This is a genomic window from Psychrobacter sp. AntiMn-1 (assembly GCF_001854065.1).
Classification (GTDB): Bacteria; Pseudomonadota; Gammaproteobacteria; order Pseudomonadales; family Moraxellaceae; genus Psychrobacter; species Psychrobacter pacificensis.
Map to the genome: position 1 here is coordinate 2,318,092 of NZ_CP012969.1, position 21,420 is coordinate 2,339,511.

The following is a 21,420-nucleotide window of genomic DNA, read 5'->3' on the forward strand; positions in this document are numbered from 1 at the left end:
TTATCATACGCAAGTACGATAAGGGGCTGCAAGTGGACAAACGTAGCCAAACTGACACCAACGTTACAACGTGGCAAAGTAGCGAAGCGACAAAGTGAGCATACGATAAAGCGGTATCGCATCGCACGATAGGCTTTTGGCTATTAGTGGTTGGTAGGCCAGCGTGCAAATATCAAGGATCCATTGGTACCACCAAAGCCGAAGCTGTTGGATACAGCATATTGCAGGTTATCGACTTTACGTGATTGGTTGGCCACATAGTCGAGATTGCAGTTGTCTTCTACCTCTTCTAGGTTAATCGTTGGTGGTACGTGCTGATGCTGTAGGGCAAGCACCGTAAATATGGCTTCTACGCCGCCCGCTGCACCAAGTAGGTGTCCTGTCATAGATTTGGTTGAGCTCACCAAAATGCTGTCTTTCACTGGCGAAAATACGGTTTCGATAGCAATTGATTCAGCGACATCACCTGCAGGGGTACTGGTACCGTGCGCATTGACGTAACCGACGCTTGCGGGTTCAATCCCAGCATCATTGAGGGCATTGCGCATGGCTTTTGCAGCGCCGCTACCATCTTCTGGTGGTGCGGTAATATGGCTCGCGTCATCGCTCATGCCAAACCCGACCAGCTCTGCCAGTATGGTGGCACCGCGCGCTTTGGCGTGAGCAAGGCTTTCTAAGACGATCATACCAGCACCGTCACCCAGTACAAAACCGTCACGGCCTTTATCAAACGGACGTGATGCTTTGGTTGGCTCATCGTTACGTGTGGAGAGGGCATGCATGGCACTAAAGCCTGCTATACCAAGTGGGCTTGAGCCTTTTTCACTACCGCCAGCCAACATGACATCAGCATCACCATAAGCAATCAAGCGTGCTGCTAAACCCATGGCATGAGTGGCAGTGGTACAAGCCGTTGATGTCGCAAGATTTGGACCTTTTAAATTGTGTTTAATCGCGACCAACCCCGCTGCCATATTGACAATAGAGCCTGGAATGATAAAGGGTGAGACTTTGGCAGCCCCTTTTTCACGTAGGGTATCTCGGCTGTTTTCGATGGTTTGGATACCACCAATACCTGAACCCAAGATAATACCAAAGCGATCTTGGTCAACCCCTTGTACAGGTGCATCAGTGGCACTGACTTCATCGATAAACCCTGCATTCTTCAATGCCATAGAAGACGCTGCAATCCCGTAATGTATAAACTCATCATAGCGGCGCGCATCTTTGGCGCTCATGTACTGCTTGGCATCGAAATCTTTGATCACACCTGCGATTTGTGCGCGGTAGCCAGTCGCGTCAAAATGGGTGATCGGTGAGATACCGCTGTCGCCATTGAGCAATTTGGTCCATGAGCTATCCACGTCTAGACCAAGTGGGGTGATGGCACCCATACCAGTCACCACCACACGCGTATCATCAGAGCGCTCATAATGAGGCGGTTTTTGACGCGATTTGTATACAGGAGCTGCGGTCATATTATTTGTGTCATCATTGGTGGCTTGGTCGATAGGTGAAGTGCTGTGTTGGCTCATGCGATATGTCCTATACTTACGGGTCCTAAGAGGATGGCGTTTTTAAAGTTATTATAAAACACATTGGTGCACGTATGTAAACTAAAATCTAACTGGTCAGGCAAAGCAAACTTGCCCCAATACCACGCCTTTATTGGCACCAGTTACAGCGGGTAGATTACCAGTTTCACCCATCAATGTTTGTCTGGCTAACCAAGCAAAAGCGACTGCCTCTACCCATGTTGGTGCCAGCCCTAAATGATCTGTGGTCATCACTGTAGAGTGGGGTAGATGGGCTTGCAGACGCGTCATCAGATAATCGTTCAAAGCACCGCCACCGCAGACAGACACCGAGCTATTTTTATCAGTAGTTATAAAATTATTGATCTGCGCGCTTGCACTCATGGCAGTTAGCTCAGTCAAAGTGGCTTGTACATCTGCAGATGAGTAGTGGGTATAGACAGAAGTTTGATCGAATGTTTGTAGCTCATCTTGTAGCCAAGCTAAGTTGAAAACTTCGCGACCCGTGCTTTTTGGATGAGGCTGAGTAAAGAACGGATGTGCCAACAGCTGCTCGAGTAGTGGCTCGATAATTTTCCCAGACTGCGCCCAAGCACCGCTCGCATCATAGCTATTATCATTATGCAATGCTGTCCACGCATCCAACAATAAATTGGCAGGTCCCGTATCGTAGCCAACAACCTGATATTTTCCATCAGCAGGCAAGACGGTTATATTAGCAATACCGCCCAAATTTAATATCACGCGTGTGTCATCAGATGCGCCAAACAGTGCTTGGTGGAAGGCAGGTACCAAAGGCGCACCTTGACCACCGACGGCCATGTCACGGCGACGAAAGTCACTGACGACGCTAATGCCTGTACGCTCAGCGATGATATTGGCATCGACCAATTGCAAGCTAAAACCCATCTGTGGACGATGGCGTACCGTTTGCCCATGACAGCCAATCGCCAGTACTGATTCAGCATCGATATCTGCTTGCTGTAATAAGGTATTGACTACTTCGCTGGCAAATTCCGCATATTCGCGGCTTGCCCAACCAAACCAGTCAAGCTCGCTAGTTGGCTCATCGGCCTCTGGTACGAGTTGATTCACACCATTGGGCTGACATAATGCCAATAGGACCTCACGCAATCGCGGTGGAAAATCTTGACTATACGTCGCCAGCAGCTGCATTGGCGGTTGGGTGCTGTCTTTATTACTGATGCTTTCTTTGTTGGTAGTCTCTTTATCAGCCATGTCGTTACTGAACTGACAAATAACCGCATCCATCCCGTCCAAACTGGTGCCTGACATCATGCCGATATATAAACCATCATCGAAGCTTTCAAACACCGTTTGCTCAAGCGCGTCGGTCAGTGTGGCATAGTTCGAATTATCATCGGTCAAATCATCAATATCGTCTGAGCCATTACCCAAACCATTATTCATAAGTAAGTCGGCGATAGCATTGTGTTCAGTGTCAGCAATGGATGCGGGGTTGGTCATGGCAATTTACCTTAAAAAACGCTAGTATATCCGTCAAATTCTAGCATTTTTTCTAACCCTTTGAGCTGCTAAACGTCATAAGGGGTTGCGCCAGTAACCAATATTCCTAAAAATCCCAATTCAAGCGATATATAGAGAGCATCATGACCGATCAAACCTACACCCTAGAAGAACAACTGGCCCTAATTCAGCGCGGTACGCAAGAGATATTATCTGAAGACGACTTAGTGGCTAAGCTAAAGCTCAACCGTCCGCTACGTATCAAGGCAGGCTTTGACCCGACCGCACCTGACCTGCATTTAGGTCATACGGTACTGATCAATAAACTCAAGCATTTTCAAGATTTGGGTCATGAGATTTATTTTCTAATCGGTGACTACACCGCTAAAATTGGTGACCCTTCTGGTAAAAATAGCACGCGTCCGCCATTGACTGATGAGCAAATCAAAGCCAATGCTACGACCTACGCTGAGCAAGTATTCAAAATCTTGGACAAAGAAAAAACCCGCGTGGTCTTCAACTCTGAGTGGTTCAGTGACATGAGCGCCGCTGATATGATTCAGCTTGCGAGCCAGCAGACGGTCTCGCGTATGCTTGAGCGCGATGACTTCTCGAAACGTTACGCATCGCAAACGCCTATCTCAATTCATGAGTTCCTCTACCCATTGGTACAAGGCTATGATTCTATCGCCCTAAAAGCGGATGTTGAGTTAGGTGGTACAGATCAGACCTTTAACTTATTGATGGGTCGTACGTTGCAAGGCCGTTATGGTCAAGAGCCGCAAGTGTGTATTACGGTGCCGATCTTAGAAGGTTTGGACGGTGTCAATAAAATGTCTAAGTCGCTCGGCAACTATGTTGCTATCTATGATGCACCAGGCACCATGTACCAAAAAATTCTATCGATGCCAGATACTTTAATCCAACGCTATTTTGAGTTTTTGAGCTTTAAGCCAATGGACGAAATCGAAGCCTTGATGGCGGAAATGGAAGCTGGTCGTAATCCACAAGAAATCAAACGTATCCTAGCCGAAGAATTGATTGAGCGTTTCCATGATGCGGATGCCGCTGCCAACGCGCATAAATCAGCAGGCAATGTCCTAGCAGATGGTGAGTTGCCCGTTGATTTGCCAGAAGTGACATTGACGCTTGAAGAGGGTCAAGAAGCCTTGTTTATCACACAGGTATTAAACCAAGCAGGTTTGACTAAGAATAGTGCAGCGGCAAAAGACATGATCAAGCGCAATGCAGTCAAAGTCGATGGTGAGGTGGTCAATGCTGGCTTTAGCTTAACCTCAGGTCAAACAGTTGTGATTCAAGCTGGTAAAAAGGCTTATGCAAAAGTGACGATTGCTTAAGCGCTTGCTCACATCAATAATGGCTTGAGGAGAGATAAATGCTAGAACGGGTTACCTTATCGAGCAATGACATTACCCTTGAGCCATTAACGCTCGCTCATGCCACTGACTTGATTGAAGCTTGCCAAGATGGTGCGCTGTGGCAGATAAACGAGACGTCTATACCTGAGCCAGACAAGGTCATGGATTATATTAATGTTGCAGATTCAATGACGGATAGGCAAGCTTTTGCCGTCATTGATGAGCGTACTGGTAAAGCGATTGGCTCAACCAGCTTCCATGACATTTTGCCGACTACCAAAAGATTAGAGATTGGTTATACTTGGTATGCCAAATCTTACTGGCGCACGCATGTCAACACCACCTGCAAGCTCATACTGCTCACTTATATATTTGAAACGCTACAATATCAAACCGTAGGCTGGCGTACAGATGTCGATAATCATCGCTCACAACAAGCCATCGAGCGCTTAGGTGCCAAAAAGGATGGTGTGATTCGTGGCAATCGAGTACGCCGTGACGGCGTTATTTCAGATACCGTGATGTATAGTATGGTCTATTCTGAATGGGCGGGTATAAAACCCAAGCTTGCAGCAAAAGTACAAAGCATCTTTTAATTATCAATATAAATGAGTGGTTTATGTCTCAAAAAAATCAAAATTCGGTACCCCAAGGCATTTACCGACACTATAAAGGCAATCTTTACCAAGTATTGCATACCGCGCAGCACTCAGAAACCGAAGAAGCCTTAGTCGTTTATCGTTGTCTTTATGGTGAGTACGGCGTATGGGTACGACCGCTGTCGATGTTTGCTGAAACTGTGATGCGTAGTGGCACAGAAGTGCCTAGATTTGAGCTGATAAAACCCCTAGTGGATTAACTCTTGAACTTGGCAGCATCTCCTAAAAAAGCGACTTTACTAAGTCGCTTTTTGGTTGCGACTCGTAAATCATTCTCACAAAACTTCTTTAACACCTTATGAAAACCAATCGGCTCATCCATAGGGACGGCATGTCCTGAGCGCGGTAGGATGACGTCACGAGCATTGGGTAGCATACATGTGATTTCTTGCTGCCAATTGGGATCATAGAGTTTTGATTGACCACCAATGAGACTGACCACTGGGATGGTGACGTTTTCTATAACTGCCCGAAAATCATAAGGTATGGCGAGATACGCCTGCAGGCAGCGCATTTTGTGTTGCCAGGTTTGGTGATTATAAAATGCCAGCTTATGATCGTTTTGATGAGTAAGTGCTTGTACGACAGCTTTTGAACGTGGACGGCTGACAGAGAGTAAAGAAAACAATCTTTCGACATCTGTCACATGGCGTTTGAGAGAAAACGGCAAGTGCGTAAAGTGTTCAACGTGCGCATACGGTAGTGTCCTATCGACAATTTCTTGAAACACGGCAAACCTCTCTTTTTGCCGATCCCCAAACAACCCGCCTTGCCAATCTGGTTGATTGTGAATCACAGGGCTTTGATCAATATTTAGATAGCGACTGACTCTGGCTGTACCAAAACGCTCAAAATAAGACCACATGACGAGCGCACCCATTGAAATCGCGGCCACAGGTAATGACTCTACGTGACGCCTCAGGCAGATGTGCTCAATCACTGTATCAATATCCTCAGCGTACTGATGCACGAAATCAAACTGCGTCAACTCAATATCTTTTGCAGCACCAAAACCTCGGAAATGCGGCAAGTAAAATTCATATTTACCCATTAGTGGCAGTATAAAAGGTAAAAACTCACGCGCATCCATGCCATAAGCATGCATCATCATGATGGGTTTACCATTCCCAATGACAGATATGGGTAGCGCCGTACCATCAGCTGTCTTTATATCGATTGTTCGTAATCGATATGATGCGGGTAGAGAAAAAAGGAGGTTTTTCATAGAATGACATCACTTTTGGTTATCAAGCCATCTTGGTTGAGTGGTCAAGATGTATTTTTACAAACGTATTCATACCGCGAATAAAAGACTGTTATATTGAAGCAGTCATCTGACCATAGCATAGAATTTAGCTAACGGTAAAAGCAGTAGCGATAACTGATAAGGGTAGAAGGGTATGAGCAAATCGATATTGTCGTCATTGGATAGTAGCTTGTATCCACAAGTTTGGGAGCAGCAGACATTTACCAGTCCACAAGCGCTTTTATTGTCGATGTTGAATAATGAGGTCACGATAGATGCCAATAGCTTTTCCAAGCGACTACTGGCGAACGATATTTATCAAGAATGGATCAATGCCACAGTATTTGGACGGTATTTGCATCGCAACTTTACCGCGTTTTATCAACAAACAGAAGACAGTTTTAATGTAGAAATGCCCGCTTTGTTTCGTCAAGAGCTGACCCGCCATGCGCAGTATATGCCATTAGATCAGGTGGTATTTTTTGCAGGAGAGGTGCCAAAAGTGGTACGACAAACAAAACTACTCACCACCACCGTCAATCCAGCCACGGCAATCATTAACGCACAAAAAATGGCAACTCATCAGGTTTCTTATTCAAAGATAATCGTTAATCAAATCACCATCGTCGGTAAGCAAGTATTAGGGTTTCCGATACGCCATAATAAACGCACTAGCGAGCGCCTGCGTAATGAAGTATTGATTATGGACTTTCAGGACTTACGCTTGGTAAATGAGGTAACAATTGAGGACATAAAAAAAAGCAATATAGAGTCATCTATATTGCTTCGGTCTTACGAGTTACGTTGATTGTTAAATAGATGCGCTTTTAACGGTCTTTTTTAGCCACCGTTAGACCGTTATAGGTTTGCGCGACTGGCATCACTTCCAAACGATTGACATTGATATGCGCAGGCGACTCAATCAACCACAGTAATATATCGCCGATATCTTCACCTGTCATGGTCTTAAAGCCATCGTAGACTTTAGCTGCTTTATCGTCATCACCATGGTAGCGCACGTTTGAAAACTCAGTACCCGCGACTACGCCCGGTTCAATATTGGTCACGCGTACTTGCGTACCGACAAGGTCAGCACGTAGATTTAGGCTAAATTGTTTGACAAAGGCTTTAGTTGCGCCGTATACATTGCCACCAAAGTATGGCCAGCTACCAGCAATCGAGCCGACATTGATGATATATCCGCTATCGCGCTCGACCATCGCTGGCAAGACTGCATGAGTCAATGACATTAGACCTTTAACATTGGTATCGACCATTTGCATCCAATCATCGAGACTGGCTTTGTGTGCAGGCTCTGTACCCAGCGCCAATCCTGCATTATTAACCAAGACATCAATGTGTTTAAAGTCATCAGGCAAGTCAGCAATGATTTGCGGAATAGAATCCGTATCACTCACATCCATCACCACAGGTAAAAAATTCTCACCTAAAATCTCTGCTAAAGCATTCAGCTTATCGATACGTCTAGCGCAACCAATCACGCGATGACCATTAGCCACCAAACGCTCTGCCAACGCTTTACCAAAACCCGCGCTCGCTCCTGTAATCAATACGTTCATTGTCTGTCCCTATTATTGATGTTGTCTGCTGTTGCCATAAACTTGATGACGGCTTTATTTACCCTAATGAGACTTATCTATTTGATAACTGCTTACCAAAGATTTTATCGCCCGCATCGCCAAGACCTGGGATGATGTAACCGTGCTCATCCAAATGGCTGTCTAACGCAGCGGTATAGATAGTCACGTCAGGATGTGCTTCATTAACTAAGCGGACGCCTTCAGGTGCAGCTACCAATACCAATGCTTTGATATTAGTACAGCCATTTTTCTTTAGCATCTCGATGGTCGCAACCATTGAGCCACCCGTAGCTAGCATTGGATCAATGATTAGCGCAGGACGCTTGTCCATGTGACTGACAAATTTTTCAAAGAATGGTACTGGCTGCAGCGTTTCTTCATCACGCTGTAAACCGACCACAGAAATCTTGGCAGTAGGGATCAGATCGAGTACCCCATCAAGCATGCCAATACCTGCACGCAAAATCGGCACGATAGTCGCAGTCTTACCGATGATTTGCTCACCCGTGATTTCGCCGCACCAGCCTTGCATTGGGAAGGTCTCAATTTCAAAATCACGGCTTGCTTCATAAGCCATCAAGCGTGCAAGCTCTTTAGTCAATGTACGAAATTTATAAGTACTACAGTCTTTTTCGCGCATGAGGCTGAGTTTATGACGGACCAATGGATGATCAATGACCGTAATGTTTAAATCGTTGTTTAAATCACTCATAAGTATTCTCTTGGTTTTTTGTCTGATGCGTGCGCAGTCATTGCGGTTGCTATTAATATAAAAAGATACAAACACTTACCCCACTTTAACTCTGTTTGGTCTCATTGATAGTAAAATAAAAACCTCAATGACCATGCAAATCAAATAAACGTGCTACTTGTATAAGAGTGTAATGTCACCAAAAGTGATCAGTTAGACACTCACAATTGGCAGCCAAGCCTAAACCGCTCAGGCTAAGCGACTATATTATTGTCATATTGTCGCACTATTTGAATCGACTAAGTTTGACTGTATAAAATTATCATAAGTGCAGTAGTGTCTAGGCTTGCTATGATACCAAAAAAACCGCTTTTCTGATGAAGAATATCATGACTATAACACCATCAAACACCCAAGAAGACGCTAATAACAAGGCTAATAACGAGATAGTAGCAACCGAGAGCTCATCAGGAGAAATTGAAAATCATCCTTTTGCGCCTGTTTTACCACCAAATGCGACTATCATGATGATGGGTACGTTTCCGCCGACTAGCGATAAATGGGCAATGAGCTTTCATTATCCCAATTTTTATAATGATATGTGGCGTATCTATGGCCGAGTGTTTTTTGATGACGCTAACTATTTTAGAGTCGGCGATGAGAAGCGCTTTGACCCTGAGCGCATACGCAATTTTATGTTCGAGCGTGGCATCGCTTATTGCCCGACAGTCAAGCAGGCTATTCGAGAGACTGGCAATGCTTCGGATAAAAACCTAACCGTGGTGACGCCAGTTGATTTGGATAGTATCTTGCCGCAAGTGCCAAAGGTAGCGACATTATTCACGACAGGAGGCAAGGCGACCGAAGTGCTACTTGGGTTATTAGATAAGCCAATTGCCAAATCAAAACATCCAAAAACCAATCAAAGTATGGATTACCCTTATCAATGGCAGGATGCAGATAATAAAAAAATGGATGTTAATGACTTAACCTTATATAGATTACCATCGACCTCACGCGCCTATCCCTTATCGTTGGATAAGAAAGTCGCGGCGTATAAGGCGTTTTTTGAGAGGATGGGTAAGTTATAAGGTGAATAGAATTGTGTTAATAGACGGAAAAATCTGAAAAATAGTAAAAGGTCTATAGCTGTTAAAGCAGAATATTCTTACTGCAAGGGAAATCCGTCCTCATCTCTCTACTATGCTCACCAATCGACCAATTCATAACCTATTGAAAATACTTAAAATTTCAAATGGCTGTAAAATAATTTTAAAAACATGTATAAATTGGTTGACACAAAAGTTAAACCCTCTATAATACGCCCTCATCAGACGGACTGGCAGTAAGAGATGTGTAGATTACACATTAATAACCCAGTTAACCTGGCGAAACAAATTATAAAAAGTCTTGACAATTCAAATCATTATGATAAGATAGTCGGCTCGCTAGATAGCTTAACCGGAGACGGAAAAGGCAGATAGCGTTAGTAATACCCTATATATCGATGACTGGACGACAGTGATTGAGACTATTTAAAAGCATAACTAAAGAACAACTTGTGTGGATTTTTGCTGATTCAGAATGCTAAAAAATAAAGTTGGTCGACTATCTTTTCGGTAGAACACCAACTATAAAAATTATCATTTAAGACAGCAGAAAAACTCAAAGTTAATTCATTACGAACATAATTACGAGCGATTTTGCCAGATTAAATGAGCCAAGATTAGAAGTCGTCTTCCTATTTATAGGTAAAGGCTTCAGATAGATTAAACTGAAGAGTTTGATCATGGCTCAGATTGAACGCTGGCGGCAGGCTTAACACATGCAAGTCGAGCGGAAACGATGATAGCTTGCTATCAGGCGTCGAGCGGCGGACGGGTGAGTAATACTTAGGAATCTACCTAGTAGTGGGGGATAGCTCGGGGAAACTCGAATTAATACCGCATACGTCCTACGGGAGAAAGGGGGCAACTTGTTGCTCTCGCTATTAGATGAGCCTAAGTCGGATTAGCTAGATGGTGGGGTAAAGGCCTACCATGGCGACGATCTGTAGCTGGTCTGAGAGGATGATCAGCCACACCGGGACTGAGACACGGCCCGGACTCCTACGGGAGGCAGCAGTGGGGAATATTGGACAATGGGGGGAACCCTGATCCAGCCATGCCGCGTGTGTGAAGAAGGCCTTTTGGTTGTAAAGCACTTTAAGCAGTGAAGAAGACTCTTCGGTTAATACCCGGGGACGATGACATTAGCTGCAGAATAAGCACCGGCTAACTCTGTGCCAGCAGCCGCGGTAATACAGAGGGTGCAAGCGTTAATCGGAATTACTGGGCGTAAAGCGAGCGTAGGTGGCTTGATAAGTCAGATGTGAAATCCCCGGGCTTAACCTGGGAACTGCATCTGAAACTGTTAGGCTAGAGTAGGTGAGAGGGAAGTAGAATTTCAGGTGTAGCGGTGAAATGCGTAGAGATCTGAAGGAATACCGATGGCGAAGGCAGCTTCCTGGCATCATACTGACACTGAGGCTCGAAAGCGTGGGTAGCAAACAGGATTAGATACCCTGGTAGTCCACGCCGTAAACGATGTCTACTAGTCGTTGGGTCCCTTGAGGACTTAGTGACGCAGCTAACGCAATAAGTAGACCGCCTGGGGAGTACGGCCGCAAGGTTAAAACTCAAATGAATTGACGGGGGCCCGCACAAGCGGTGGAGCATGTGGTTTAATTCGATGCAACGCGAAGAACCTTACCTGGTCTTGACATACACAGAATCTTGTAGAGATACGAGAGTGCCTTCGGGAATTGTGATACAGGTGCTGCATGGCTGTCGTCAGCTCGTGTCGTGAGATGTTGGGTTAAGTCCCGCAACGAGCGCAACCCTTGTCCTTAGTTACCAGCACTTCGGGTGGGAACTCTAAGGATACTGCCAGTGACAAACTGGAGGAAGGCGGGGACGACGTCAAGTCATCATGGCCCTTACGACCAGGGCTACACACGTGCTACAATGGTAGGTACAGAGGGCAGCTACACAGCGATGTGATGCGAATCTCAAAAAGCCTATCGTAGTCCAGATTGGAGTCTGCAACTCGACTCCATGAAGTAGGAATCGCTAGTAATCGCGGATCAGAATGCCGCGGTGAATACGTTCCCGGGCCTTGTACACACCGCCCGTCACACCATGGGAGTTGATTGCACCAGAAGTGGTTAGCCTAACTTAGTGAGGGCGATCACCACGGTGTGGTTGATGACTGGGGTGAAGTCGTAACAAGGTAGCCGTAGGGGAACCTGCGGCTGGATCACCTCCTTATAGACAGCATTCGCTCAGCAAGAATTCACAACAAGTTGTTCTTTAGTTTAAGCTTACGTTTTAGGACGTATCAGGGTCTGTAGCTCAGCTGGTTAGAGCACCGTGTTGATAACGCGGGGGTCAGTGGTTCGAGTCCACTTAGACCCACCATTATTAATGTAGGTGAAAGAGCCCTAAGTCAATCCCCTTTAAGGGATTTCCTCTTGCGCTCGGATCGAAGCAGTGCTTCGGTTGTATCCTCGCTCAGGGGCCATAGCTCAGTTGGTAGAGCGCCTGCCTTGCACGCAGGAGGTCAACGGTTCGACTCCGTTTGGCTCCACCACTACATACAGCTAAGCTTAGCGTGCTAAATAAAATAGGTATCAAATAGAAACAAGTGATTCATCTTGAATAAAGACACGATTACTTCTTTCTGTTTTATACAGAAAACTATGACTCGACGAGAGCATAGGAACTATTTAAAAACATAGATATGAGTCTGGGTTAGGATGAGCGTATTCACGCGCCCATCTTAACCTTAATAACTCACCTCTTAACGACATTGTTTGTTATCCCAGGGGTGAGTTATTAAAAAAGTAAAGAGAACTGAATCAAGCGTATAAACATAGGTGATATCGTTATCATAATTAGATTGTATGACACATAGAAGTCGAAAGACTACTTGGGGTTGTATGGTCAAGTAATGAAGCGCACATGGTGGATGCCTTGGCAGTCAGAGGCGATGAAAGACGTGACAGCCTGCGATAAGCTTCGGGGAGGCGGCAATATCCTGTGATCCGGAGATTTCTGAATGGGGAAACCCACCTAGCATAAGCTAGGTATCTTATACTTTGTATAAGAAGCGAACGAGGGGAAGTGAAACATCTCAGTACCCTTAGGAAGAGACATCAATTGAGATTCCCCAAGTAGCGGCGAGCGAACGGGGAGAAGCCGATTATCTTTAGAATAGAAGAACAGCGTGGGAAAGCTGACCATAGTAGGTGATAGTCCTGTATTTTAAATTCTGAAGATAACATATTAAGTAGAGCGGGGCACGAGAAATCCTGTTTGAAGATGGGGGGACCATCCTCCAAGGCTAAATACTCCTGACTGACCGATAGTGAACCAGTACCGTGAGGGAAAGGCGAAAAGAACCCCTGTGAGGGGAGTGAAATAGAACCTGAAACCGTGTGCGTACAAGCAGTGGGAGCACTCTTGCAGTGTGACCGCGTACCTTTTGTATAATGGGTCAGCGACTTATATTCTGTAGCGAGGTTAACCGTTAGGGGAGCCGTAGGGAAACCGAGTCTTAATAGGGCGTCATAGTTGCAGGGTATAGACCCGAAACCGAGTGATCTATCCATGAGCAGGTTGAAAGTGCCGTAACAGGCACCGGAGGACCGAACCCACTGTCGTTGAAAAGCCAGGGGATGACTTGTGGATAGGGGTGAAAGGCTAATCAAACTCGGTGATAGCTGGTTCTCCCCGAAAGCTATTTAGGTAGCGCCTCGGACGAACACCATTGGGGGTAGAGCACTGTTTCGGCTAGGGGGTCATACCGACTTACCAAACCGATGCAAACTCCGAATACCGATGAGTGATATCCGGGAGACACACGGTGGGTGCTAACGTCCATCGTGGAGAGGGAAACAACCCAGACCGCCAGCTAAGGCCCCAAATTCCTAGTTAAGTGGGAAACGAGGTGGGAAGGCATAGACAGCTAGGAGGTTGGCTTAGAAGCAGCCATCCTTTAAAGAAAGCGTAATAGCTCACTAGTCGAGTCGGCCCGCGCGGAAGATGTAACGGGGCTCAAACTAGGAGCCGAAGCTGCGGATTTGAAAATTGTTTTCAAGTGGTAGGGGAGCGTTGTGTAAGCCTGTGAAGGTGTGTTGTAAAGCATGCTGGAGGTATCACAAGAGCGAATGCTGACGTGAGTAACGATAATGCGAGTGAAAAGCTCGCACGCCGGAAGATCAAGGGTTCCAGTCCAACGTTAATCGGGGCTGGGTGAGTCGACCCCTAAGGCGAGGCCGAAAGGCGTAGTCGATGGGAAATCGGTTAATATTCCGATACTTGTTTATGATGCGATGGAGGGACGGAGAAGGTTATGTCAGCCTAGTGATGGTTATCTAGGTGAAAGGATGTAGGCTTGCAGCTTAGGTAAATCCGGGCTGCTATATGGTCGAGATCTGATAGCAAGTCCTACTTGTAGGACGAAGTGGCAAATACCAGGCTTCCAGGAAAAGCTTCTAAGCGATAGTCATAAACGAATCGTACCCTAAACCGACACAGGTGATCAGGTAGAGAATACCAAGGCGCTTGAGAGAACTCTGCTGAAGGAACTAGGCAAAATGGTACCGTAACTTCGGGAGAAGGTACGCTATTGGTGGTGATAGGACACGCTCCTTGAGCTGCTGGTAGTCGCAGATACCAGGCTGCTGCAACTGTTTATTAAAAACACAGCACTCTGCAAACACGAAAGTGGACGTATAGGGTGTGATGTCTGCCCGGTGCTGGAAGGTTAATTGATGGGCTTAGCGTATGCGAAGGTCTTGATCGAAGCCCCAGTAAACGGCGGCCGTAACTATAACGGTCCTAAGGTAGCGAAATTCCTTGTCGGGTAAGTTCCGACCTGCACGAATGACATAATGATGGCAGCGCTGTCTCCAGCAGAGACTCAGTGAAATCGAAATCGCAGTGAAGATGCTGTGTACCCGCGGCTAGACGGAAAGACCCCGTGAACCTTTACTACAGCTTTACATTGAACTTTGACCTGACTTGTGCAGGATAGGTGGGAGGCTTTGAAACTGAGACGCCAGTCTTGGTGGAGCCATCCTTGAAATACCACCCTGGTCATGTTGGGGTTCTAACTCAGGTATCACAATACCGAGGACAATGTATGGTGGGTAGTTTGACTGGGGCGGTCTCCTCCTAAAGAGTAACGGAGGAGTACGAAGGTGCGCTCAGACCGGTCGGAAATCGGTCGAAGAGTATAAAGGCAAAAGCGCGCTTAACTGCGAGACCCACAAGTCGAGCAGGTACGAAAGTAGGTCTTAGTGATCCGGTGGTTCTGTATGGAAGGGCCATCGCTCAACGGATAAAAGGTACTCTGGGGATAACAGGCTGATACCGCCCAAGAGTTCATATCGACGGCGGTGTTTGGCACCTCGATGTCGGCTCATCTCATCCTAGGGCTGAAGCAGGTCCTAAGGGTATGGCTGTTCGCCATTTAAAGAGGTACGCGAGCTGGGTTTAGAACGTCGTGAGACAGTTCGGTCCCTATCTACCGTGGGCGTTGGAAATTTGAGAGGATCTGCTCCTAGTACGAGAGGACCAGAGTGGACGAACCACTGGTGTTCGGGTTGTCATGCCAATGGCATTGCCCGGTAGCTACGTTCGGATGGGATAACCGCTGAAAGCATCTAAGCGGGAAGCCCACCTCAAGATTAGATTTCCCTAAAGAGCCGTTCAAGACTAGGACGTTGATAGGCAGGGTGTGGAAGCACAGCGATGTGTGTAGCTAACCTGTACTAATTGCTCGTTTGGCTTGACCATACAACACCCAAGTGGTTTGTATCAAGTCTAATTAATCTATCTTATATAGCCCAGGCTATAGAAACAGACAGAAACATTTCGATATCACCGTTAACCTTGATTCAGTTAGGGTAAGTGGTACTTATCAAAAGTCACACAAACAGACTCATATCTAACCCCCTTTGCTGACGACAATAGCGCGATGGCACCACCTGATCCCTTCCCGAACTCAGAAGTGAAACATCGTTGCGCCAATGGTAGTGTGGTTCGCCCATGTGAGAGTAGGTCATCGTCAGCTCTCTATTCCAAAAGCCCCCTTCTGCGAAAGTAGAAGGGGGCTTTTTTTATGGTCGGGATTTTTGTTTATAGTTCTTTAATGTTTTAGGACTATATTTATAGATGATTTAATCAATTTCTTTCTTCATTTTCTATTATTATATTTAGATTGTTGGTCTGTCGTATTAATGCTAGATTTACAGGATAGTAAATTGTTAGTCTTTATAAGGAATCAAAATGTATTACCATGTAAAAGTAAAACCAAAATCAGATACACATTACGGTGAGTACAAAACAGATCTTACTAAAGAACAATTAATTTCAAGGTTTGTTGAACCTTATGAGCAAGGAAAACCAATTGTCATTAATGGAAAGACTGTTCAGCCTGATGATCTTGAGAGGATAACTATTGCTAAAAGTGAAAAAACAATTGAATCTTTTATTCCTCAAATCAGAGCAGAGAATCAAAACTCATCAATGGTTATAATCGGTGGTCCATCTGATACCTATCAGGCTATTGGACGGGCAACAAACGTCACTGATGATTTTATTGAAGGTGCAGTAGGCTATAAGAAAGAGCTTGTAGCTACACGATCTGTCAGGCAAGAGTCTAGAGATGCCAAACCAAATAGAGTGTTTATAGTCCATGGTCATGATGAGGGCGCGCAAAACAAAGCTGCTAGATTCGTAGAAAGATTAGGATTCGAAGCAATTATTCTTCACGAAAAGGCAAGCTCAGGAAGAACAATTATTGAGAAAATAGAGCATTATTCCGATACTGGATTCGCGATAGTTTTATATACACCTGATGATGTTGGTAATGTAAAAACAGATGCTGGAAACTTAAATGTTCGAGCACGACAAAATGTAGTTTTTGAGCACGGTTTACTTATTGGTAAACTTGGACGAGAAAATGTTTGTGCTTTAGTAGATGGTAAGCTAGAACTGCCAAATGACATTAGTGGTGTAGTTTATATTTCGTTAGATGAATCCTCTGCATGGCAGTTGCAACTAGCTAAAGAAATGAAACAGTCTGGCTACAGCATTGATATGAACAAATTGATCTAAGACCAACTGCGTGTGATAGCTAATTAATCAGATACTAATCTGCTTTGCGTATAGTTTATTCATATAATACAGAATTAAATACTAATTAAAATACAGTTTACTCTGTATCATACTTTAAGTAGAGACATCAAATGGAATCCAGTTTAGATGAATTTACAGGCCGAATAGAGAACACTATTCGAAACTCTATTAGCGAAATAACAGGTCACGAATGGAATGAAGACTTCATTACTCTAAAATTACTTTCTGACTTGAGACGTGAACTAGATGGCATGTATTTTACTAGTAACGATAGAAAGAACAAAATAGACTGGCAAATATATAAATTAAAGGGGAACTTTGAGAATAATTTTGGCGACATTGCTCTAGTTATAAATATTAATTATAAAGACGGCACTGATCTTCATGGAGCTGCATTTCTTGAAGCAAAAAAGCGTGACTGGAGAAAAGCATCCTTCAGTGCAATGAAAATACCCCAAGCTAAAAAAATATTGAAGAACGCTCCTCGTTCTCAGTACTTGCTTTATGATTATGAAGAAATTACAAACTTTGTGTTAGGTTCTTCGTATCAAGAAGCGTTAAGGCAATACCCTTATCATAGAGGTTCTCAAATCTCATTTTCTGCGGTAACTAGAGCTGTATGTGTACCTCTTAACTTAGCTCTAGAAACAGGTGGTAAAGATACATTGCTTTATCGCTATGGTACACCATTTTCATTACAGCTTGCGAAGCGTTACTTTAATGGTTTGGATTTAGAGTTTGATGAAACATCTAAAAAAGTTGCTACAGGTTTCTTAGATAAATTTGGTTTACCAAAATATATTATCAAAATTAATATTATTGAGAATGGTGTAGAACCTAAAGAAAATGAACTTCGGGTGAATCAAGCAAACTATAACCGGATAGATTAAAGACTCATAACTTAAATTTATTATCTAGCTCATAACCGCAATCTCTTAAAATCAAACCAAAATTGCTCGCCTACTGGTCTAAATACCCTACGGAGCTGCTCAGTCATAATGTTATAGTTAGAGTATATGAGGACTCCACAAACAGCCAAAGCAGCAATTTTCCCACAAAAAAGCCCATATTAACAAATAATACGGGCTTTAACATTCAATAGAGTATTTAACAAACTAGGCTAATCATTAAGCCCCTTCACCAAACTTACCACTTTGGAAATCAGTGACCGCTTGCATGATTTCTTGCTGGCTGTTCATGACAAACGGACCATATTGCACAATCGGCTCGCGTAGTGGGCGACCAGTGATTAAGATCACTTTGGTATCCTCACTACTATTGGCGGTAATAGTGACGCCATCAGCACTATCATTGTTTTCAAGAATAGCCATAGTCTTAGTTGGTACTTCTCTACCTTCAATATCTACTTTACCACGATATACAAAGGCAAACGCATTATGATCGGCTGGAATCGCTTGGCTAAAGCTCTTTCCTGCTGGTAAATGGATATCCAAATACGTCGGCTCAGTAATGTCGCGGGTGACTGCACCTTCTACGCCATGCGATGTACCTGCGATTACCGTAACGTCTACGCCATCTTCAGTTGTGTATTTAGGCAAGTCCTCACTTTGGAAATCTTTATACCAAGGGTCATTCATTTTATCTTTAGCAGGTAGATTAAGCCACAGCTGGAAGCCTTCCATCGCGCCGTCTTCTTGTTCCGGTAGCTCTGAATGGATCACACCGCTCGCCGCTGTCATCCACTGCACGCCGCCGTTCTGTAATAGCCCTTCGTTACCCACGCTATCACGATGACGCATACGCCCCGTAATCATATAAGTAATGGTTTCAAAGCCGCGATGCGGGTGATTGGGGAACCCTGCGACATAATCATCTGGATTGTCACTTTTAAAGTTATCGAGCATCAAGTACGGATCGAGGCGCTGTTGCAGCTGCTGCGTCAGTACGCGAGTCAATTTAACGCCAGCGCCGTCTTGGGTATCGACCCCAGCAAAAAGCTGCTCGATTTGACGCGATTGGGTCACAGTATCTTTTTTGCTATTCGCTGCAGTATTATTCATTATTCTCTCCTGATATTTTTAATATCTGTTGGTGAGCATTGATTTATTACTCTTAGCTATTTATTTGAGGCCAAGGGGATATATTTCAATATTATTATATAGTTTATATTAATAAATAATAATGATAATTAAGTATTATTTAATCAATTATCAGTACAAAAGGGATTACTATTAAAGAGTAGCCAATAATAAAAATCTTACTTACCTACTGAGGTTTAATTGCTAAACTGATGAGCATTAACCAATACCATGCTTAGAATAGAGAACGGATAATATGGCAGTCGATTTAACCAATACTTTAATAGTGGCTATATCAGCGACAGCATTGTTTGATTTAACGGAGTCTGAGAACCACCTTTTACAGCTACTACAGCAGCGCCCTGACGAGGCAGTAAAGGAGTTTCGCGATTATATGGCGAAGCGTGAAGATCAGCCATTAGATAGTGGTGCAGGATATCCATTAATCAAAGCGCTGCTGAATCTAAATAATTACTGTAACGACTGTCTATCAGCGGATTTAACGACCGAGTCGCCACTTGTGGAAGTCGTCATCGTCTCAAAGAGCAGTCCTGATACTGGCATTCAAGTGCTCAATGCCATTCGTGACAACGGTTTGAATATTTCACGTTCCGCCTTTGTATCCGGAAGTCCTGTCGCTCCATATATCAAAGATTTTAATGTCGATCTGTTTTTGACGACTAACCGTGAGGACGCCCAGCAAGTCGCCGATGCCAACATTTGCGCTTGTGCGATATTGGACGCCACTCCAGTCAACACTTACGAGCTTGATACCGATCAGCTACGCATTGCCTTCGATGGGGATGCGGTCTTATTTGACGACTCAGGGGAGCTATTGTATAAACAAAAAGGCCTACAAGCTTTTCATGATAGGGAAGCTGAGATGATCGACTTACCGATCGAAAAGGGCCCTTATGCCGAGCTATTAATTAAGCTATCAAAATTGCAGCAGCGCTTACCTGCCAAAGTGCATCACTGTCCGATAAAGATTGCTTTAGTGACGGCCCGCAATGCTCCTGCAGACCTGCGAGCGATAAAAACCTTGCGAGCTTGGGGCGTAGATGTGGATATGGCTTTCTTCTTGGGAGGGCTTGAGAAAACATCGGTGCTCAAAACCTTTGCTCCGCATATCTTCTTTGACGACTCTATAAAGCACATAGATGCGGCTCGGCGCTTTATGCCGACCGCTTTAGTCCCTTATCGTTCTACCTCGCTACTGCATGATAATAGCTATTTAGACTCCAGTGAGGTGGCGTCGACTTTGACCTTCAAGCCAACTGTGCAACCACTTTTTGCACTTAAGGTATGAGTCATTTCAGCTGGATACAATATAAAGTATTCTCACTGATGCTAACACTATTTTGAAGGGTTATCAGTTAATGTTAAGAGGCAATCGATGAATTGGCAAGCGATACTATCTTTGGTTATAACACGCCTAAAGCAGGTCATAGGGCTATACGCTTTTGTATTGGTACCGATGTGGGGCATGTTTTTTCTTAATGAAAGCGTGCTATTTGGCTTATGGAATATCTTCGGTATTGTGCCGCGCACCCTAGATTTGGGTAGTATGATAGGCGTGATAGCATCATGGACGATGCACGGTAATTTTGCTCATTTGATGGGCAATACTTTTATATTATTGCAGATATTGTTTTTGTTTGGGCTGTTTGAAAACAATGCGTATCGTACAACATTGAAGCTTATTGTCGCCTCAGGAGTGGCCACTTGGGTGATAGCATCACCCTTGACCATTCATATTGGAGCGTCGGGGTTATGTTTTGCGATGCTTGGCTATATGATAGGCGGCGCTGTTTTTGCACGGCGTTGGGGATATTTATTGGCCTGTATTATCATGGGAACAGGTTACTGGCTAATCATCAAGCAAGGTCTGATGCCGCAGCCGGGAGTTTCTTTTGCCGCACATTTTGGGGGATTGTGCGCAGGGTTACTGCTGGGAGCAACTTCCAAGCATCACTATACCAGTGTCAGTCGCCATCAATAAATGCTTAAGGCTGCTGATTTAACCATCTTGTCATGGTGTGGTTTTACTGACAAACACTCAAAAACAAAGGATCGTCAGTAGTTAGCGGTCGCCATTGGGTGGTATTTGCCACATATTCTCTCAAGCCAAGCTCACGGTCTTTGGCTACAGGTATCCTATAATCGGCACGTGCAGGCGCACGGCAATCAATCACTTGTGGCATTTGCTGTACACTCATACGCCGCTCAAACAAATATAAATTGACCAAATATAGACCCTGATCGGCACTGCGCGCACGTTCGTTGTCAACAGCCATAAAGCGCACGGTCTGAGGCTTTAGGTAAGACCAAGGTCGAAACCAAGCGGTATCCTCGATTTTTTTGACGACGGTGACACCCTCTGGCAGCTGAACCACTTGCTGATCGTACCAGTTGTATTCTTGATGAATCTGAAACGCAAAAATACCGATGGCAGCAAACAATGGAATCAGCCAGTTGGGCGCACGCTTTCCTGCCAGTTTGCTCAAATGTGTGATAATCAGTGCCAACCCAGCCATACCAAACCCAGCAGCGATGGTCGCAATAAACTCATAAATCATAAAATAAATCCTCAAAG

16 protein-coding genes, 2 tRNA genes and 3 rRNA genes are annotated in these 21,420 nt (G+C 44.7%); 14 read left to right on the plus strand and 7 right to left on the minus strand.

The window, feature by feature from the left end:
- Nucleotides 1-143: 143 nt before the first annotated feature.
- Together fabF and AOT82_RS09915 are read right to left on the minus strand one after the other, a co-directional pair.
- Nucleotides 144-1,478, minus strand: coding sequence for a beta-ketoacyl-ACP synthase II (fabF, locus tag AOT82_RS09910; protein WP_071003747.1), 1,335 nt, complete (start codon nucleotides 1,476-1,478; stop codon nucleotides 144-146).
- Between the two features lie 153 nt (nucleotides 1,479-1,631).
- Nucleotides 1,632-3,023 (minus strand): anhydro-N-acetylmuramic acid kinase, encoded by a 1,392-nt coding sequence (locus tag AOT82_RS09915; RefSeq protein WP_071002852.1) that lies wholly within the window; start codon nucleotides 3,021-3,023, stop codon nucleotides 1,632-1,634.
- Between the two features lie 143 nt (nucleotides 3,024-3,166).
- Here AOT82_RS09915 and tyrS point away from each other — a divergent pair, with 143 nt between their 5' ends.
- Genes tyrS through AOT82_RS09930 form a run of 3 tightly spaced genes read left to right on the plus strand, consistent with a single transcriptional unit; the run spans nucleotide 3,167 to nucleotide 5,261 of the window.
- A complete protein-coding gene (tyrS, locus tag AOT82_RS09920; RefSeq protein ID WP_071002853.1) occupies nucleotides 3,167-4,381 on the plus strand; it encodes a tyrosine--tRNA ligase in 1,215 nt (404 codons plus the stop codon).
- A 38-nt stretch (nucleotides 4,382-4,419) separates the two neighbouring features.
- The gene (locus AOT82_RS09925) at nucleotides 4,420-4,998 is read left to right on the plus strand and encodes a GNAT family N-acetyltransferase (RefSeq protein WP_071002854.1); all 579 of its coding nucleotides are present in this window, start codon (nucleotides 4,420-4,422) and stop codon (nucleotides 4,996-4,998) included.
- Between the two features lie 23 nt (nucleotides 4,999-5,021).
- Nucleotides 5,022-5,261 (plus strand): DUF1653 domain-containing protein, encoded by a 240-nt coding sequence (locus tag AOT82_RS09930; protein WP_071002855.1) that lies wholly within the window; start codon nucleotides 5,022-5,024, stop codon nucleotides 5,259-5,261.
- Here the strand turns inward: AOT82_RS09930 and AOT82_RS09935 are convergent.
- Nucleotides 5,258-6,286 carry an alpha/beta fold hydrolase gene (locus AOT82_RS09935; protein WP_083328921.1) on the minus strand — a complete coding sequence of 343 codons (1,029 nt, stop codon included), beginning with the start codon at nucleotides 6,284-6,286 and terminating at the stop codon, nucleotides 5,258-5,260. The two genes, AOT82_RS09930 and AOT82_RS09935, sit on opposite strands and share 4 nt — an antisense overlap.
- A gap of 175 nt (nucleotides 6,287-6,461) precedes the next feature.
- Here AOT82_RS09935 and AOT82_RS09940 point away from each other — a divergent pair, with 175 nt between their 5' ends.
- Complete coding sequence (locus tag AOT82_RS09940; protein WP_071002856.1) at nucleotides 6,462-7,115, plus strand: hypothetical protein; 654 nt, start codon at nucleotides 6,462-6,464, stop codon at nucleotides 7,113-7,115.
- 19 nt (nucleotides 7,116-7,134) lie between these two features.
- On the opposite strand, the gene AOT82_RS09945 is transcribed toward AOT82_RS09940, so the two are convergent.
- Both AOT82_RS09945 and upp read right to left on the minus strand, forming a co-directional pair.
- Nucleotides 7,135-7,887: an SDR family NAD(P)-dependent oxidoreductase gene (locus tag AOT82_RS09945; protein ID WP_071002857.1), complete on the minus strand. Its 753-nt coding sequence runs from the start codon at nucleotides 7,885-7,887 to the stop codon at nucleotides 7,135-7,137.
- A gap of 73 nt (nucleotides 7,888-7,960) precedes the next feature.
- Nucleotides 7,961-8,620 (minus strand): uracil phosphoribosyltransferase, encoded by a 660-nt coding sequence (gene upp, locus AOT82_RS09950; protein ID WP_058023728.1) that lies wholly within the window; start codon nucleotides 8,618-8,620, stop codon nucleotides 7,961-7,963.
- 368 nt (nucleotides 8,621-8,988) lie between these two features.
- On the opposite strand from upp, the gene AOT82_RS09955 reads away from it, so the two are divergent.
- From AOT82_RS09955 to AOT82_RS09990, 8 genes are all read left to right on the plus strand, one after another.
- The gene (locus AOT82_RS09955; protein ID WP_071003748.1) at nucleotides 8,989-9,690 is read left to right on the plus strand and encodes a DNA glycosylase; all 702 of its coding nucleotides are present in this window, start codon (nucleotides 8,989-8,991) and stop codon (nucleotides 9,688-9,690) included.
- Nucleotides 9,691-10,370: 680 nt separating this feature from the next.
- Nucleotides 10,371-11,907 (plus strand): 16S ribosomal RNA (locus AOT82_RS09960).
- 73 nt (nucleotides 11,908-11,980) lie between these two features.
- A tRNA-Ile gene (locus AOT82_RS09965) sits at nucleotides 11,981-12,057 on the plus strand.
- 96 nt (nucleotides 12,058-12,153) lie between these two features.
- Nucleotides 12,154-12,229: transfer RNA gene (locus tag AOT82_RS09970), tRNA-Ala, on the plus strand.
- A gap of 351 nt (nucleotides 12,230-12,580) precedes the next feature.
- Nucleotides 12,581-15,441: ribosomal RNA gene (locus AOT82_RS09975) — 23S ribosomal RNA — on the plus strand.
- 163 nt (nucleotides 15,442-15,604) lie between these two features.
- Nucleotides 15,605-15,718 (plus strand): 5S ribosomal RNA (gene rrf, locus AOT82_RS09980).
- The 16S, 23S and 5S rRNA genes sit together here with 2 tRNA genes alongside, the layout of an rRNA operon.
- A 215-nt stretch (nucleotides 15,719-15,933) precedes the next feature.
- Nucleotides 15,934-16,764 carry a TIR domain-containing protein gene (locus AOT82_RS09985; RefSeq protein ID WP_071002858.1) on the plus strand — a complete coding sequence of 277 codons (831 nt, stop codon included), beginning with the start codon at nucleotides 15,934-15,936 and terminating at the stop codon, nucleotides 16,762-16,764.
- A gap of 131 nt (nucleotides 16,765-16,895) precedes the next feature.
- A complete protein-coding gene (locus tag AOT82_RS09990; RefSeq protein ID WP_071002859.1) occupies nucleotides 16,896-17,675 on the plus strand; it encodes a hypothetical protein in 780 nt (259 codons plus the stop codon).
- A 237-nt stretch (nucleotides 17,676-17,912) separates the two neighbouring features.
- On the opposite strand, the gene AOT82_RS09995 is transcribed toward AOT82_RS09990, so the two are convergent.
- Entirely contained in the window at nucleotides 17,913-18,806 is an 894-nt protein-coding gene (locus AOT82_RS09995) for a pirin family protein (RefSeq protein ID WP_071002860.1), read from the minus strand.
- 274 nt (nucleotides 18,807-19,080) lie between these two features.
- On the opposite strand from AOT82_RS09995, the gene AOT82_RS10000 reads away from it, so the two are divergent.
- Together AOT82_RS10000 and AOT82_RS10005 are read left to right on the plus strand one after the other, a co-directional pair.
- Nucleotides 19,081-20,133 carry a 5'-nucleotidase gene (locus AOT82_RS10000; protein ID WP_071002861.1) on the plus strand — a complete coding sequence of 351 codons (1,053 nt, stop codon included), beginning with the start codon at nucleotides 19,081-19,083 and terminating at the stop codon, nucleotides 20,131-20,133.
- Nucleotides 20,134-20,220: 87 nt separating this feature from the next.
- Nucleotides 20,221-20,826: a rhomboid family intramembrane serine protease gene (locus AOT82_RS10005; RefSeq protein ID WP_071002862.1), complete on the plus strand. Its 606-nt coding sequence runs from the start codon at nucleotides 20,221-20,223 to the stop codon at nucleotides 20,824-20,826.
- Nucleotides 20,827-20,869: 43 nt separating this feature from the next.
- On the opposite strand, the gene AOT82_RS10010 is transcribed toward AOT82_RS10005, so the two are convergent.
- The gene (locus AOT82_RS10010) at nucleotides 20,870-21,403 is read right to left on the minus strand and encodes a hypothetical protein (protein WP_071002863.1); all 534 of its coding nucleotides are present in this window, start codon (nucleotides 21,401-21,403) and stop codon (nucleotides 20,870-20,872) included.
- Nucleotides 21,404-21,420: the final 17 nt, after the last annotated feature.